Source organism: Acidovorax sp. GW821-FHT10E03 (assembly GCF_059415205.1).
Window position 1 is genome coordinate 114745 of the sequence record NZ_JBWKMU010000014.1, and the last position, 15045, is coordinate 129789.

A 15045-nucleotide genomic window follows, 5' to 3' on the forward strand; every position below is an offset into this window, starting at 1 on the left:
GACAACAATGGCATTGGTAGACATTCAAGTCCCGGACATCGGGGATTTCGACGAAGTGGGCGTGATCGAACTGCTGGTCAAGGTGGGCGACACGGTCAAGGCCGAGCAGTCGCTCATCACCGTGGAGTCCGACAAGGCCTCCATGGAGATTCCATCCAGCCACGCAGGCGTGGTCAAGGAACTCAAGATCGCCCTGGGCGACAAGGTCAAGCAGGGCTCCGTGATCGCCGTGGTGGAAGCCGCCGACGCGGGCGCTGCGGCCGCAGCCCCGGCGGCGGCACCTGCACCCGCGGCCGCCGCGGCTGCAGCCCCCGTGGCCGCAGCCGCGCCTGCGCCGGCTGCGCCCGCCGCAGCCCCTGCGGCTGCGGGCCCGGTGGAAGTGCGCGTGCCCGACATCGGCGACTTCAAGGACGTGGCCGTCATTGAACTGCTGGTCAAGGTGGGTGACACCATCAAGGTCGAGCAGTCGCTGTTCACCGTCGAATCCGACAAGGCCTCCATGGAGATCCCTTCGCCCGCCGCCGGCGTGCTCAAGGAGCTCAAGGTCAAGATCGGCGACACCGTCAACATCGGCGACCTCGTGGCTCTGCTGGAGGGCGTGGCGGGCAGTGCGCCTGCTGCAGCTGCAGCACCCGCAGCGCCGGCGGCGGCTCCCGCTGCTGCGCCTGTTGCCGCCCCCGCACCGGTTGCTGCAGCCGCTGCACCGGTCGCCGCCACGGCCTCCGTGCCCGCCCACCAGCCCGGCACGCCCACCGTGGGCCTGCCCCACGCCAGCCCTTCCGTGCGCAAGTTCGCCCGCGAGCTGGGCGTGCCCATCGACGAGGTCAAGGGCACCGGCCCCAAGGGCCGCATCACGCAGGACGATGTGCAGTCCTTCACCAAGCAGGTGATGGCGGGTGCCGCCCAGACCAAGGCGCAGGCTGCCAAGGCGCCGGCAGCGGCGGGCGGTTCCGGCGTGGGCCTGGACCTGCTGCCCTGGCCCAAGGTGGACTTCACCAAGTTCGGCCCCGTGGAGCGCAAGGACCTCTCGCGCATCAAGAAGATCAGCGGTGCCAACCTGCACCGCAACTGGGTCGTCATCCCGCACGTCACCAACCACGACGACGCGGACATCACCGACCTCGAAGCCTTCCGCGTGCAGTTCAACAAGGAAAACGAGAAGAGTGGCGTCAAGGTCACCATGCTCGCCTTCATGATCAAGGCCGCCGTGGCCGCGCTCAAGAGGTTCCCCGAGTTCAACAGCTCGCTTGACGGCGACCAGCTGGTGCTCAAGAACTACTTCCACATCGGCTTCGCGGCCGACACGCCCAACGGCCTCGTCGTGCCCGTCATCCGCGACGCCGACAAGAAGGGCATCGTGCAGATCTCGCAAGAGATGGGCGACCTGGCCAAGAAGGCCCGCGACGGCAAGCTCGGCCCGGCCGACATGACCGGCGGCTGCTTCTCCATCAGCTCGCTGGGCGGCATTGGCGGGCGCTACTTCACGCCCATCATCAACGCGCCTGAAGTCGCCATCATGGGCGTGTGCAAGAGCAGCCTGGAGCCTAAATGGGACGGCAAGCAGTTCGCACCGCGCCTCATGCTGCCTTTGAGCCTGAGCTGGGACCATCGCGTGATCGACGGCGCCAGCGCTGCGCGCTTCAACGTGTACTTTGCCTCGCTGCTGGCGGACTTCCGCCGCATCGTGATGTAACGAAAGGGCAAGACACACCATGGCAATCATCGACATCAAGGTGCCCGACATCGGCGACTTCGCCGAAGTGGCCATCATCGAAGTGCTCGTCAAACCCGGCGACACCATCAAGGCCGAGCAGAGCCTCATCACCGTGGAGTCCGACAAGGCCTCCATGGAGATCCCTTCCAGCCATGCTGGCGTGGTCAAGGAGCTGAAAGTGAAGCTCGGCGACAAGATCGCCGAAGGCTCGGTGGTGCTGACGCTGGAGGTGGAGGGCGCTGGCGCGGCGGCCCCGGCAGCTGCACCGGCACCTGCGACACCCGTGGCTGCAGCATCTGCACCAAAATCGGCTCCAGCGCCCGCACCACAAGCGCAAGCAGCTATCAATCCAGTAGCATCCAGCTTTGCTGGCACGGCCGACCTGGACTGCGACGTGCTCGTGCTCGGCGGCGGCCCTGGGGGCTACAGCGCCGCCTTCCGCGCGGCCGATCTGGGCCTCAAGGTCGTCATCGTCGAGCGTTACGCCACCCTGGGCGGCGTGTGCCTGAACGTGGGCTGCATCCCGTCCAAGGCCCTGCTGCACGTCGCAGCCGTCATGGACGAGGTCAGCCACATGGCGGACCTGGGCGTGAGCTTCGGTGCGCCCTCGCTCGACATTGACAAGCTGCGCGGCCATAAAGAAAAGGTCATCGGCAAGCTCACCGGCGGCCTGGCCGCCATGGCCAAGATGCGCAAGGTGACCACCGTGCGCGGCTACGGCAGCTTCGTCGGCGCCAACCACCTCGAAGTGGAAGAGACCAGCGGCACGGCGCAGGAAAAGACCGGCACCAAGAAGGTCATCGCCTTCAAGAAAGCCATCATCGCCGCCGGCAGCCAGGCCGTGCGCCTGCCCTTCATGCCCGACGATCTCCGCGTGGTCGACTCCACCGGCGCCCTGGCGCTCAAGGAAGTCCCCAAGCGCATGCTCATCCTGGGCGGCGGCATCATCGGCCTGGAAATGGGCACCGTGTACAGCACGCTGGGCGCGCGCCTCGATGTGGTCGAAATGATGGACGGCCTGATGCAGGGCGCGGACCGCGACCTCGTCAAGATCTGGCAGAAGATGAACGCCAAGCGTTTTGACAACATCATGTTGAAGACAAAAACCGTTGGCGCCGAGGCAACACCTGAGGGCATCAAGGTCACGTTTGCAGCAGCGGAAGAGGGCGGCACCGCCCCCGAACCCCAGGTGTACGACCTGGTGCTGCAGGCCGTGGGCCGCACGCCCAACGGCAAGAAGATCGCCGCCGAGAAGGCGGGCGTGGCCGTGACGGACCGTGGCTTCATCAACGTCGACATCCAGATGCGCACCAACGTGCCGCACATTTTCGCCATTGGCGACATCGTGGGCCAGCCCATGCTGGCGCACAAGGCGGTGCATGAGGCACACGTGGCGGCCGAGGTCATCGCGGGTGAACTGCAGGGCAACAAGGAGCTGGCATCCGCCGCCTTCAACGCCCGCGTGATCCCCAGCGTGGCCTACACCGACCCCGAGGTGGCATGGGTGGGCCTGACCGAAGACCAGGCCAAGGCGCAAGGTATCAAGGTCAAGAAGGGCCTGTTCCCCTGGACCGCCTCCGGCCGCGCTATTGCCAACGGCCGCGATGAGGGCGTGACCAAGCTGCTGTTCGACGACTCGCCCGAGGCCCACGGCCACGGCAAGATCCTCGGCGGCGGCATGGTCGGCACGCACGCTGGCGACATGATCGGCGAGATTGCGCTGGCCATCGAGATGGGCGCCGACGCCGTGGACATCGGCAAGACCATCCACCCGCACCCCACGCTGGGCGAAAGCATCGGCATGGCGGCGGAGATTGCACACGGCTCTTGCACCGACGTGCCGCCGCAGAAGAAGTGATCTGACGATCCGACGGCAGCAGTCGCCAGCCCACCTGAGCGCCCCATGGCCGCTGCCAAAAGGTTCCCCAAGGCACCCGCTCACCCCGAGCGGGTGTGCTGGGGCTGCGATCTGTACTGTCCGGCCAAAGCCATGCGCTGTGGCAACGGTTCGGACCGCACCCAGCACCCGGCGGAGCTGTTTGGCGAGGACTGGGACCAGTGGGGTCTGGCAGCCGAAGATGCATTGGCAGCACCGCCCCTCGTGGCGGGAAACATGACCCGATCTTGATACGGGCTTGACCACAGGGTCCTGCGCGGGCCATGCCAGGCGGCCCCCCATACACAGAAGCCGCGCCAACGCGACGCTGCATGTGCCCCAGCCACAATGCCTGCGCCAGGGTACCCCGACAAAAGTGGTGGAAAATAGAGAGTTTTCTGCCGCTACCCATGGGGCAGGACATCCGCCCGGCCTCCCAATCCTTTTTGCTCCTCTGAGCTTGTCCATGTCAGACGTCAACTCCTCCAAGATCTCTGTCGAGAAAATCGGCGGCACTTCCATGACCGCCTTTGGCGATGTGCTGCGCCACATCATGCTGCACGATCCCAAGCGCATCTATGGCCGGATCTATGTGGTGTCCGCCTACTCGGGCGTGACGAACCAGTTGCTGGAGCACAAGAAGACGGGCGAGCGCGGCATCTATGCCCTGTTTGCAGAGGGCAAGGGCTACCAGGACGCCCTGACCCAGCTGGCCGCCAGCCTGAAAAAGCTGAACGCGGGCTACGCCGACCTGGGCCTGCCGCTGGATGTGGCCGACGCCTTCATCGACCAGCGTATTGGCCAGGCGCGTGAGTACCTGAACGCCATGCAGCACGTGCTGGCCAGCGGCTACTTGAGCCGCAAGGATGTGCTGTTGGCCGCGCGCGAGGTGCTGGCCTCCATTGGCGAGTCGCACAGCGCGTTCAACTCGGTCGAGATCCTCAAGGCCAGTGGCGTCAACGCCATCCTGATGGACCTGGCCGGTTTTGACGACAACGAAGCCTGGACCATTGACGAGCGCATCGCGCAGAGCTTCAAGGGACTGGATCTGAGCGACAAGGTGGTGGTGGCCACCGGCTACACCAAGGGCACCGAAGGCATCATGCGCGAGTTTGACCGCGGCTATTCCGAGGTCACGTTCAGCAAGATCGCCGTGGAAGTGCGCCCCGCCGAGGCCGTGATCCACAAGGAATTTCACCTGTCGTCCGCCGACCCCAACCTCGTGGGCCTGGAAAACGCCATCGTGGTGGGCGCCACCAACTACGACGTGGCCGACCAACTGGCCGACGTGGGCATGGAAGCCATCCACCCCAAGGCCGCCAAGCCCATGGAGCTGGCCGGCATCCCCATCCGCCTGAAGAACACGTTCGAGCCCGACCACCCCGGCACGCTGATCACCAAGGACTTCGTGGGCGAGCGCGCGCGCGTGGAGATCGTGACCGGCACCGACAAGGTCACGCTGATCGAGATCCACGACCCCAGCATGGTGGGCACGGTGGGCTTTGATGCGGGCCTGATGAACGTGTTCTGCAAGCACGATGTGAGCTACATCCTGAAGGCGACCAACGCCAACTCCATCGCACACCTGGTGTGGGACAACCAGGTCACCCCCGAACTGGTGGCGGAGCTGCAGGAGGACTACCAGATCGTGACGATCAAGCCCAGCGCCATCGTGTGCACCATCGGCTCCAACATCGGCATCCCTGGCGTGCTGGCCAAGGCCGCGCAGGCGCTGGCCGATGCGCGGGTCAACGTGAACTGCGTGTCCCAGACCCTGCGGCAGGTGAACATGCAGTTCGTGATCGAGCGCGAGGACTACAAGACGGCCATCAAGGCGCTGAACCTTGCGCTGTGCGTGAACTCAGGAACTCCGGTTCCACGCGTGTGAAGAAATTGCGGCAGGCGCGCCTGCCGCAATGCCTTTTCATAAGGAGCCCGCCTTGCGCGGGCTTTTTGTCGCCTGGATGTCTCCGTCAGGCGGTGCCTAGCAGCCTTTCGAACAGATCCGTTCCGCCCATCTGCCCGCCCTTGAGCATCAACTCGAGCCCGTGGCGCGACGGGTCTGCACTGTGTGCGCTGCTCAGCGTGACCCCGGGGCATACCGTGGTCTTGTACGACAGCCCCCACAGTTGCAGCGCCTGGACTGCATGGCTTGACGTGTCACCGCCAGCGATGCCGATGCGGCGCAGTGGCGCGCCGCGTTCTGCGTGGGCTTGCACCACGCGGGCGATCAGATGGGCGCTGGCCTGGGCGACATCGGTGGAAGAGGCCGCAGCGGCCAGCGGCGCGCCGTCCGTGGGACCGGTGAAGGCCAGCACGTTCTCTCCGCTCTGCAGCCCCGCGCAGAGGGCGTCTTGCAGACCCTGCGCGTAGGCCGTGTCGCTGCACAGCCGTTGGGCGTCCACTGCGATGCGGTGGTATGCGGTGGCGGCCTGCACCTGCGCGGCGGTCAGGGGGGACAAGCTGCCCGCCCAGGCCAACACCGGCCCGTCGGCGAGCGCCAGCGGCGCAGCGGCCGTGGACGCCGTCTTGCCCCAGTGGGCGACCAGCGCCTGGGCCACGGCGCTGGAGCCCACGGCCAGCAACCGGGCGTGTTGGGACTGCTGCCACAGCAGGCGGCCCACGGTGGCCAGCTGGCCGGGCGTGGTCAGGTCCAGCAAGGTCGGCGCCATGGCGTGGGACGCTGCGCCATGCGCCAGCAAGGCCTGCAGTGCGGCGTCCAGGGCGTCGGGGGAGTCGTACAGCGGGTAGTGCAGGGCGGTGATGCCATCCAGCCCCTGGCGCGCCAGATGGAGCCGGAGATCGGCCTCACCCATGGGCGTGACCGGATGCCGGCGCATGGTGGGATGCCGGTCGATGCGGTGCACGGCGCCGCCCGTGCCCGCCGCAGCGAACAGGTTGCTGAACGCGCAGTAGCGCCCCAGGCTCGGCTGCCCGCCCACGATGGGCACCCAGCGGTTGCTCACGAACGGGTGCAGGGTCTGAATGCCGCAAGCGATGTTGCCGACATGCGGGGCGCTGTCGAAGGTGGAGCACACCTTGTAGTGCAGCACCGGCGGCGCCAGCTTTTCGAAGAAGCGGCCTACAGCCGACATCTCGGCCCGCATGGCCTCTGGAGGCATGGCGCGCGCGGCACCAGCAATGCCCACCGCATCCAGCGGCCCGGCGGCGGCCAGGGCCTCGGCGCTGGGCACACCCATGAACAGCATGGACCGCAGCCCCGCCTGGGCCAGCACGGCCAGCGTGTCGGTGGCGCCTGTGAAGTCGTCGCCGTACCAGCCGTACAGAGGGGCCGTCGTCGTCATCGTTTATTTCTTGCCGAAGAATTCAATGGCTCGGCGCAGCTCGGGGGCGTGGCCCGCGCGCTGTGCCAGGGTCTCGCCCTTTTGCACTGCGTCCCAGGCCTGCTGCAGGCTGGCCACGCCCGCAGCGGGGCCGTCGGGGTGGGCCAGAATGCCGCCGCCGGACATGAACAGCAGGTCGTTGGACTGGATGCTGTCCCAGGTGGCGGGCACGGTGCCGGCCCATTGGCCGTTGGAGAAAGCGGGCAGCACGCGGTCGTCCAGGCCTTCGCACAGCGGGGCCAGCGTGTCGTGGGCCGACTCGATCACTTCTTCATCGGTCTGCGAGAACTTGCCCTGCAGACCGTGCACATGCATGTGGTCCACGCCCGCCAGGCGCCACAGCGTCTGCCAGGCGTTGAACGAAAAGCCCAGCAGCGGGTGGCGCGACAGCGCGCCGTAGCCATTGCGGTGGCCGTGCAGCGCCAGCGGGGTGTGGCGGCGCAGGGTTTGCACGGCGGAATAGCCGCACCAGTTCAGGCTGACCATCACGCAGCTTCCGCCTTCGGCGGCAATCAGGTCGGCGTGGCGGCGCATGGCGTCGGTCTCGTCGGTGATGTTGAAGGCCACCATCACCAGCTTGCCGGTCTTGTCCCGGTGGGCGCGCACACGGCGCATCACGGCCTTGACGCGGTCGGCCAGCGGCGCGTGCACCGGGTTGGCGCAGACCTCGTCGTCCTTGATGAAGTCCACCCCCGCAGCGCACAGGCGGCCCGCCAGGTCGCCGGTTTCTTCGGCCGACAAGCCCACGTTGGGTTTGATGATGGTGCCGATCAGCGGGCGGCCCTGCACGCCGGTCAGCGCACGCGTGCCGGCGATGCCGTGGCGGGGCATGTCGAACTGCGAGCGGTAGGCACTGGGCAGCTTCATCGACTCCAGGCGCAGGCCGGTGACCTCACCCAGGTCGTACAGATTGCCTGACACCGTGGCGGCCAGCGTCGGCAGGTTGGGGCCAATGTTGTCGCACGGAAAGCTCACGCGCAGCCGGGCCCGCTGCCAGGTCTGCGGCGTGTCGAACATGCCGCGCCGCTGCATCCAGCCGTTGGGCAGCGAAGGGGCGGGCGCCACGTCCAGCAGCTTGACGGACTCGACCGTGGCGCGCGCACGTTCGCGCAGCGCGTCGGTCTCGCCCTCCACCCGGGTGAAGGTGCCACACGATTGTTCGCCCGCCAGCACTTCGGCCACGTGGGCCGGGTCCAGCGGGGTCTCGATCAGGTAGGTGGCTTCAAAGCGGTCTGGGGACATGGGGTGTGCTACTACTGTTTTGATAGCTGAGAGTGCTTATGGAACAAGCGCTAGAGGCCAATTTGGGTTGAAACTCAGACCTTCTTCAGGCCTTCATCAGATCTTGGAGAGATCCGGGAACGGCCGCACCGGGTCTGTCGTGCCGTCCCAGGTTTCCGACTCCGCACGGATCAGGTCGAACATGCGGCCCTTGGGGCCCGCCACTTCCGACAGCTCGATCACCGTGCCCGGGTGGTACTCGGTGTCGAAGTAGACAAAGCGGCCTTTTTCGCCCACCTCGCCGCTCATCACCGTCTTGAAGCCCTGGGCCGTCAGCCGCGCCAGGTCGGCGTCGTAGTCGCTCGTCCAGTAGGCCACGTGCTGCAGCCCGGTGCGCCCGGCCTGCAGAAAGTCGCGGTACATCGACGGCACGTCGTTGCGCGTCTGGATCAGCTCGACCTGCACATAGCCCGAGTTGGCCAGCGCCACCGAGTTGTGCGGCTCGTAGCGCTCGCCCTTGTACACGTAGTTCTTGATCGGGACCTTGGTGTTGTAGAACCAAGGGCCCACGCCCAGGGTCTTGCTCCAGTAGTCCATGGCGGCTTCGATGTCGTGGACCACATAGCCAAGTTGGCGGATGGCGCCGAAATGACGGCTCATAAAAATTTCCTTTGTTGGTGATGCGTCAGGGCAGGGCGCAGCCGGGCGGGGCCCATCAGGCGCCGCCCAGGTTGCAGGCTTGCTTTATTTACTTACTTGGCGCCGTCGACGATTTCTTTGGGGATCGGCACACCCGCGTACTTCACATGTATGTCGTTGAGCTTGCCGTTGGCCAGGTTGGTCTTGATCCAGCCGTTCACGGCGGCCATCAGCTCGGGCTGGCCCTTGCGCATGGCCACACCCAGCTGGTACGACTGCAGGATGAACTTGGTCTCGAAGTCGCGCGACGGGTTCTTCTTGGCAATGGCCGCGATGATCGGCGGCGTGATGGCCACGATGTCGGCCTGGCCGGTGGCGGCTGCGGTGATGGAGGCGGACTCGTCGTCGAACCGCACCACCTTGGCCTGCGGTGCGCGCTCGGTCACGATCTTGTCCTGCGGGCCACCGCGCGTCACGGCCACGGTCTTGCCGGCCAGGTCTTCGATGCTGGTGAGCTTGAGGCCCTTGGGTGCGCCCACTGCCGCCTGGATGGCGCCGTAGGGGATGGAGAAGTCCACCGCCTTCTGACGCTCAGGCGTGATCGACAGCGACGAGATGATCAGGTCCACCTTGTTCGACAGCAGGTTGGGGATGCGCGCGGAGTTGGTGGTGTTCACGATCTCCAGCGTCAGGCCCAGGTCCTTGGCCAGCAGCTCGGCGGCTTCCACGTCCGAGCCCACGGGCTTCATCTTTTCGTCCACAAACCCGTAGAACGGCGCGCCAAAGTCGATGCCCACGCGCAGCTTGCCGGCGGATTTGATGTCGGCCAGCTCGGCCATGGCGGGCACGCACAGGGCGGCGGCGCTGATGGCCAGCAGGGAGCGGCGGAGGATGAGGGAAGCGGTCATGGTGTTGTCTCCTGGTGGTTTTTGAATAGGGAATCGAAAAGGGCAGGCCTGGAAACTCAGAGCCCGTGAGAAAGGAAATCGCGCAGCTCGGCGGTCTGCGGGTTCTTGAGCATCGCGCCCGGGCCCGTCTCCCAGACCTTGCCCTCGTGCATGTAGATGATGGTGTCGGCCACCCGGGCGGCAAACTCCATCTCGTGCGTCACCAGCACCATGGTCATGCCGCCCTGGGCCAGGGCTTCGATCACGCGCAGCACCTCGCCGGTCAGTTGCGGGTCCAGCGCAGAGGTCACCTCGTCAAACAGCATCACCTGCGGCTCCATCGCCAGCGACCGGGCAATGGCCACGCGCTGCTGCTGCCCGCCCGAGAGCTGCTCGGGGTAGGCCTGCGCCTTGTCCGCCAGGCCCACCTGCTGCAGCGTGCGGGCGGCAATCTCGCGCGCCTTGGCCGTGGGCAGGCTCTTCACGGCCTTGGGCGCCAGCGTGATGTTCTGCTCCACCGTCAGGTGCGGGAAGAGGTTGTAGCTCTGGAACACGATGCCCACGTCCTGGCGCAACTGGCGCAGGTCGATGGCCGGGTCGTGCACCGCGTGGCCGCACACGTTGATGGTGCCGCTGTCGATGATCTCCAGCCGGTCAATGCAGCGCAGCGCCGTGCTCTTGCCCGAGCCGCTTTTGCCGATGATGGCCACCACCTGGCCCCGGGGAATGGCAAACGACACGCCCTTGAGCACCTGGTTGCTGCCAAAGCTCTTGTGCACGTCCTTCAGTTCAACGACGGGCTGCGCAGGCGAGGCCGCTGGCTGGAAGGGTTGCGCGGCAGCGTCTCGGGCGAGGTTCATGGTGTCTTCTCGTTTCATGCGGTGGTCACAGGCACAGTGGCTGCGCCACGGTTTCCAAACTGCTGGCGCTGCTCCAGCTTGCGGCTCCACACCGACAGCGGGTAGCACATCGCAAAGTAGACGATGGCGATCAGCAGGTATACGGTAAAAGGCTGAAAGATGGAGTTGTTGATGAGCTGCCCCGCACGCACCAGCTCGATAAACCCCACGATGGACGCCAGCGACGTGTTCTTGACGATCTGCACCATGAAGCCCACCGTGGGCGGCGTGGCAATGCGCACCGCCTGCGGCAGCACCACCAGCCGCATGCGCTGGGTGCGAGACAGGGCCAGGCACTCGGCCGCCTCCCACTGTGTGCGCGGCACCGACTCGATGCACCCGCGCCAGATCTCGCCCAGATACGCGCTGACGTACACAATCATCGCAATGCTGGCCGCCACGATGGCGGGTAGCTCCAGGCCCGCAATGCTCAGGCCGAAGTAACACAGGAACAGCACCACCAGCAGCGGCGTGCCCTGGATGATCTGAATCCACGCAATGGTCGCCCAGCGCACGGCCTTGATCGGGCTGACGCGGCACAGCGCAATCACGCCCCCGGCCAGGCCACCGCCCACAAACGCAATCAGCGACAGGCCGATGGTCCACAGCGCGCCGAACAGCAGGTACTGCAGGTGGTGCGAATTCAGTCCACCGTCGATCATTTGGCGCTCCCTAGTTTGCGTTGGCGTGTGAACACGATCTGCCCGAACACCCACAGCCCCAGCCGCATCAGCAGCGACAACGCCAGGTACGCCACCGCCACCAGGATGTAAGCCTCAAACGGGCGGAAGGTCTCGGACTGCACCCGCGCCGCCACGGCGGTCAGCTCTTCCACCGAAATCTGCGAGGTGATGGATGACGCCAGCATCAGCAGCACGAACTGGCTGGTGAGCGCGGGGTAGACCTTCTCCATCGCCGGGCGCAGCACCACGTGCCAGTACACCTGCCGACGCGTGAGGCCCAGGCACTCGGCCGCTTCGATCTGGCCCTTGTGGATCGAATCCATGCCCGCCCGCATGATTTCGCAGGTGTAGGCCGCCACGTTGATCACCAGCGTCAGCAGCGCCGCAGCAAACGCCGACACCTTGAAGCCCAGGCTGGCCAGGCCAAAGAACACCAAAAACACCTGCACCAGCAGCGGCGTGTTGCGCAGCACCTCCACATACGCACCGCAGGCCCGCACCAGCCAGCGCTGGTCGCTGCGCCGGCCAATGGCCAGCAGCGTGCCACCCACAAAACCAATCACGGTGGCAGGGAAGGACAGCAGGATGGTCATCCACGCCCCTTCCAGAAACTGGGGCCAGTTGGCCAGCACGCTGGCAAAGTCGAACTCGTACGTCATGAGTGCAGCAACCGTGCGCGTCAATCCGCGAGTGTGCTGGCGCGGCGGCCAAAAGCTGGCGGCTTGCCCTGTGGGCACAGACGAGCGTGAGCGGAAATACGAGGCATGTCTTTGTCTCCTGCGTGATCGTCTTGGCAAGGGTGCCAGCCGTCACAACCTAGGGTTTTTACTGATGGGTTCTGATGCCTTTCAGCATAGAACGCCGAGTGATAGTATCCGCAGAATCCATCAAATACCAGCAAGCTGAATGATGGTTTTTGATTGAATCCACATGGCTCAAAACCCGCCCAACCCCAGCAGTCCCCGCAGCCCGCGCATCCCCGACATCGCCCAGCTGTCCGGCGTCTCCACCGCCACGGTCGATAGGGTGCTGAACCAACGCTCGGGCGTGCGCAACGCCACCGCGCAGCGGGTGCTGCAGGCCGCCGCCACCCTGGGCTACCTACCGCAGGCCGAGCTGCACGCGGCGCTGCAGCCCCAACCCCTGCGCCTGATGGTGCTGATCCCCGAGGGCAGCAACCGCTTCCTGCAAATGCTGGGCGACGTGATCGGCTACGCGCAAGACCACTGGGCACCGTTCAACGTGCGCTGCCAGGCGGCGTACATCGAAAGCTTCAACCCCGACGCGCTGGCCAAGGCGCTGCTGCACTACGGCAAGCGCTGCGACGGCATTGCCTTCATGGCGCTGGAGCACCCCGTGGTGCGCGAGGCCGTGGCCCAGCTGGCAGAGCAGGGCGTGCCCACGGTCACGCTGATCTCGGATTTATCCAACTCGCGCCGCGTGGCCTACGTGGGCCTGGACAACCGCGCCGCAGGCCGCACCGCCGCCTACCTGATCGCCCGCTTCATGGGCCCGCTGGCCCACAGCCGCAAGGCGCATGTGGCGATGATTGTTGGATCACTGCGCTACCGCGCCCACGAGGAGCGCGAGGCGGGCTTTTTGCACCTGTTTGAAGAACAGTTCCCCCTGGTGCAGGTGGTGGGCGTGCGCGAAGGCCAGGACGACGCCGAACGCAACTACCGCCAGGCCCGCGCGCTGCTGGAGCAGCACGACGATTTAGCAGGCATCTACAACATCGGCGGTGGGGCCGAAGGCATTGGGCGTGCGTTGAAGGAGGCGGGCGCAGACCGCAAGATCGTGTTCATCGGCCACGGCCTCACGCCGGATACGCGTGCGCTGCTGATCGACGGGACGATGGACGCGGTGATCACCCAGAACCCGCAGGGCGCGGTGATGAACTGCGTGCGGATTTTTGCGAATCTGCGGGATGGGAGGGAGCCGACGAGTGGGGTGGAGACGACGCGGAGTCAGGTGATTTTTCGGGAGAATTTGCCGTAGGGGAGACCAGTGGGCTCTCTGGGTGCCGGACCGGCGTGCAAAGGCGGGCGGTTCTCTTTGGCACTTGAGCTTTCGGCCTTGAACGTTCCGTCGAAATTGCAAGCATTTGACTGCTTAGACTGTGAGTGCCCAATAGAACTGTCACAGGCAGTCACTGTCTTTCCGCTGCCTTCAGCCATTCACTGATGCCATTCACACCGATGGCAAGCAATTTGTCCTGGAGCGCTACGACGCGCTGAATCATGGCCCCGCCATCCGACTCTTCCAATTCTTCGGCATGGGCGAAAAGATGGGTCAGCAGCTGGGTAAGGTTGTTTTCGCTGTCGTAAAAGTACGGCTTGGTGCGTTGCACGAACTCCAGAAAAATTTCGCATGCGGTGAGCGCCTCTTCTGGGTCACGCTGAGACATAGCATTTAGCCAAGCATCAAAATCGTAAAACTCACGCCCATTAGATTCAGTGTCGGACTCCAAAAGATCGAAACATCGTTTGAGTAGGGTGAGGGGCACAACTGCCAAAGGTTTCGTTTCCCTAAAAAGGCCTCGCATTTTGCGTGCAACGACGGCTGCATGTCGATTTTCTGAGGCCATGCCGACTTCAAAGGCCTCTCGACATTGATTTGAATGATATTGATAGTTTTCTGAGTGACTCCAAACAGTTGCCGCGCCTTGCCAGGCTTCGACCATATTCGCAACATTCAACTCATCAAGCATCGAATTGAAATCAAGCTTGTTGCTCAGTGCCGCGAGTGCAGAAATACGGCCCCATGTTTCCAAATCTTTCCCCATTCCAAGGGCCGCCAGCCTTGAAAGCCAAGGTTTGACTGTCTCAAATTTCTGGTGATACGCGTGGTACATGCAAGGCTCAGCTATCGTCCAAAGACCTGGGGCCGGTTTTTGCATGGCAATGTCAAACAATTGCCAGCCCACCTCAGGAGCAAGGCTCTGCAAATAGGGCAAACGTCGCAGCATGACTGCGCGGACAGCAGGATGTGCATCGTTCGCAAAGCATCGCAGAGCAGGTGCCAATATTTCTGGCCATGGGATGTTTTTTTCTTGAAGCCTTGCGCCAGTAGTCATCAGAGCATCGGCGGCTTGGCCCCTTGCCATATTGATGCCAAGGTCTAAGAGCTTTACAGAATCGCCTCGTAGGGGGTCTTCTTCGGCCAAGGTTAAAAAATCATTGGCCAGATGCACCAAGCGTTCTGCCGTCTGGCTGTCTTGGATCACATGCGAGCAGGCTTCCAGCGCCTTTGCTGCCTCGCGGCTGTGATGCCAGTATTCCGGGTATTTTTCCAGGGCATTGAGAATGCTCTGAAGCAGAGTCTCTACATTGGTTTCCTCGACAGGGGTCCAGTTGCCATTTGGCCGCAGATTGCCGTGACAGACGTCGAGATAGGTTGCAGCCCAGCGCATGAGGTTATCGCGAAATCTATTCGGAATTTTTTCCCAATAGTGCAGCAAAAAAGCGATGAATCGGAGTGGGTTTCGGGATGCGGCCTCTTGCAGTTGACCACCCACTTCCTCTTCACCTCCAATCAAAAAATCACTGAAAGTGTTTCTGAGATAGCCGTCGTAGTGGCTTATTAACTTCAAAATCCCCAAGTCGCTGCAATTCAGAAAAATTTCAAAAGAAAAAGGCGATGAAACTACTCCACCACGAGAGCCAATGCTTGCCTGCCTGACCAGAGGCCAAGTGAAACGTTCGACTGCATCAATGACAGCTTGAGTCGCTGGACTACGCAAATGGCACGGGATGGGAAGAATTAACTGAGCTTGTTTATGC

General features: G+C 64.2%; 12 protein-coding genes. 5 read left to right on the forward strand and 7 right to left on the reverse strand.

What is annotated here, in order from left to right; translation table 11 throughout:
• The first annotated feature begins 7 nt into the window (after window positions 1–7).
• The 4 genes from aceF (at window position 8) to AC07OD_RS23275 (ending at window position 5478) form a co-directional block, all read left to right on the forward strand.
• Window positions 8–1693: a dihydrolipoyllysine-residue acetyltransferase gene (aceF, locus tag AC07OD_RS23260; RefSeq protein WP_494598146.1), complete on the forward strand. Its 1686-nt coding sequence runs from the start codon at window positions 8–10 to the stop codon at window positions 1691–1693.
• Window positions 1694–1712: 19 nt separating this feature from the next.
• A complete protein-coding gene (lpdA, locus tag AC07OD_RS23265; RefSeq protein WP_494598147.1) occupies window positions 1713–3572 on the forward strand; it encodes a dihydrolipoyl dehydrogenase in 1860 nt (619 codons plus the stop codon).
• Between the two features lie 45 nt (window positions 3573–3617).
• Window positions 3618–3842, forward strand: a complete 225-nt coding sequence (locus tag AC07OD_RS23270) for a DUF3079 domain-containing protein (RefSeq protein ID WP_369642408.1) — start codon at window positions 3618–3620, stop codon at window positions 3840–3842.
• A 214-nt stretch (window positions 3843–4056) separates the two neighbouring features.
• Window positions 4057–5478: an aspartate kinase gene (locus AC07OD_RS23275; RefSeq protein ID WP_369642409.1), complete on the forward strand. Its 1422-nt coding sequence runs from the start codon at window positions 4057–4059 to the stop codon at window positions 5476–5478.
• Between the two features lie 85 nt (window positions 5479–5563).
• On the opposite strand, the gene AC07OD_RS23280 is transcribed toward AC07OD_RS23275, so the two are convergent.
• The 7 genes from AC07OD_RS23280 to AC07OD_RS23310 all read right to left on the reverse strand — a co-directional run bounded on the left by AC07OD_RS23280 (window position 5564) and on the right by AC07OD_RS23310 (window position 11922).
• The gene (locus AC07OD_RS23280; RefSeq protein WP_494598148.1) at window positions 5564–6895 is read right to left on the reverse strand and encodes a four-carbon acid sugar kinase family protein; all 1332 of its coding nucleotides are present in this window, start codon (window positions 6893–6895) and stop codon (window positions 5564–5566) included.
• Window positions 6896–6898: 3 nt separating this feature from the next.
• On the reverse strand, window positions 6899–8176 hold the full coding sequence (locus tag AC07OD_RS23285) for a ribulose-bisphosphate carboxylase large subunit family protein (protein WP_494598149.1): 1278 nt from the start codon (window positions 8174–8176) through the stop codon (window positions 6899–6901).
• A gap of 96 nt (window positions 8177–8272) precedes the next feature.
• A complete protein-coding gene (locus AC07OD_RS23290) occupies window positions 8273–8815 on the reverse strand; it encodes a VOC family protein (protein ID WP_494598150.1) in 543 nt (180 codons plus the stop codon).
• Between the two features lie 92 nt (window positions 8816–8907).
• Window positions 8908–9702 (reverse strand): transporter substrate-binding domain-containing protein, encoded by a 795-nt coding sequence (locus AC07OD_RS23295; RefSeq protein ID WP_494598151.1) that lies wholly within the window; start codon window positions 9700–9702, stop codon window positions 8908–8910.
• Between the two features lie 56 nt (window positions 9703–9758).
• A complete protein-coding gene (locus tag AC07OD_RS23300) occupies window positions 9759–10541 on the reverse strand; it encodes an amino acid ABC transporter ATP-binding protein (RefSeq protein WP_494598152.1) in 783 nt (260 codons plus the stop codon).
• Window positions 10542–10555: 14 nt separating this feature from the next.
• Window positions 10556–11242: an amino acid ABC transporter permease gene (locus tag AC07OD_RS23305; RefSeq protein WP_494598153.1), complete on the reverse strand. Its 687-nt coding sequence runs from the start codon at window positions 11240–11242 to the stop codon at window positions 10556–10558.
• Window positions 11239–11922, reverse strand: coding sequence for an amino acid ABC transporter permease (locus tag AC07OD_RS23310; RefSeq protein ID WP_121506463.1), 684 nt, complete (start codon window positions 11920–11922; stop codon window positions 11239–11241). The genes AC07OD_RS23305 and AC07OD_RS23310 overlap by 4 nt, the downstream gene beginning before the upstream one ends.
• A gap of 271 nt (window positions 11923–12193) precedes the next feature.
• Between AC07OD_RS23310 and AC07OD_RS23315 the strand changes: the two genes are divergently transcribed.
• On the forward strand, window positions 12194–13261 hold the full coding sequence (locus tag AC07OD_RS23315) for a LacI family DNA-binding transcriptional regulator (protein WP_055397313.1): 1068 nt from the start codon (window positions 12194–12196) through the stop codon (window positions 13259–13261).
• Window positions 13262–15045: the final 1784 nt, after the last annotated feature.

Excerpts from the sequence above, each read along its gene's own strand:
- aceF (WP_494598146.1), top strand. The coding sequence starts at position 8 with ATGGCATTGGTAGACATTCAAGTCCCGGACATCGGGGATTTCGACGAA.
- lpdA (WP_494598147.1), top strand. The coding sequence starts at position 1,713 with ATGGCAATCATCGACATCAAGGTGCCCGACATCGGCGACTTCGCCGAA.
- AC07OD_RS23270 (WP_369642408.1), top strand. The coding sequence starts at position 3,618 with ATGGCCGCTGCCAAAAGGTTCCCCAAGGCACCCGCTCACCCCGAGCGG.
- AC07OD_RS23275 (WP_369642409.1), top strand. The coding sequence starts at position 4,057 with ATGTCAGACGTCAACTCCTCCAAGATCTCTGTCGAGAAAATCGGCGGC.
- AC07OD_RS23280 (WP_494598148.1), bottom strand. The coding sequence starts at position 6,895 with ATGACGACGACGGCCCCTCTGTACGGCTGGTACGGCGACGACTTCACA.
- AC07OD_RS23285 (WP_494598149.1), bottom strand. The coding sequence starts at position 8,176 with ATGTCCCCAGACCGCTTTGAAGCCACCTACCTGATCGAGACCCCGCTG.
- AC07OD_RS23290 (WP_494598150.1), bottom strand. The coding sequence starts at position 8,815 with ATGAGCCGTCATTTCGGCGCCATCCGCCAACTTGGCTATGTGGTCCAC.
- AC07OD_RS23295 (WP_494598151.1), bottom strand. The coding sequence starts at position 9,702 with ATGACCGCTTCCCTCATCCTCCGCCGCTCCCTGCTGGCCATCAGCGCC.
- AC07OD_RS23300 (WP_494598152.1), bottom strand. The coding sequence starts at position 10,541 with ATGAACCTCGCCCGAGACGCTGCCGCGCAACCCTTCCAGCCAGCGGCC.
- AC07OD_RS23305 (WP_494598153.1), bottom strand. The coding sequence starts at position 11,242 with ATGATCGACGGTGGACTGAATTCGCACCACCTGCAGTACCTGCTGTTC.
- AC07OD_RS23310 (WP_121506463.1), bottom strand. The coding sequence starts at position 11,922 with ATGACGTACGAGTTCGACTTTGCCAGCGTGCTGGCCAACTGGCCCCAG.
- AC07OD_RS23315 (WP_055397313.1), top strand. The coding sequence starts at position 12,194 with ATGGCTCAAAACCCGCCCAACCCCAGCAGTCCCCGCAGCCCGCGCATC.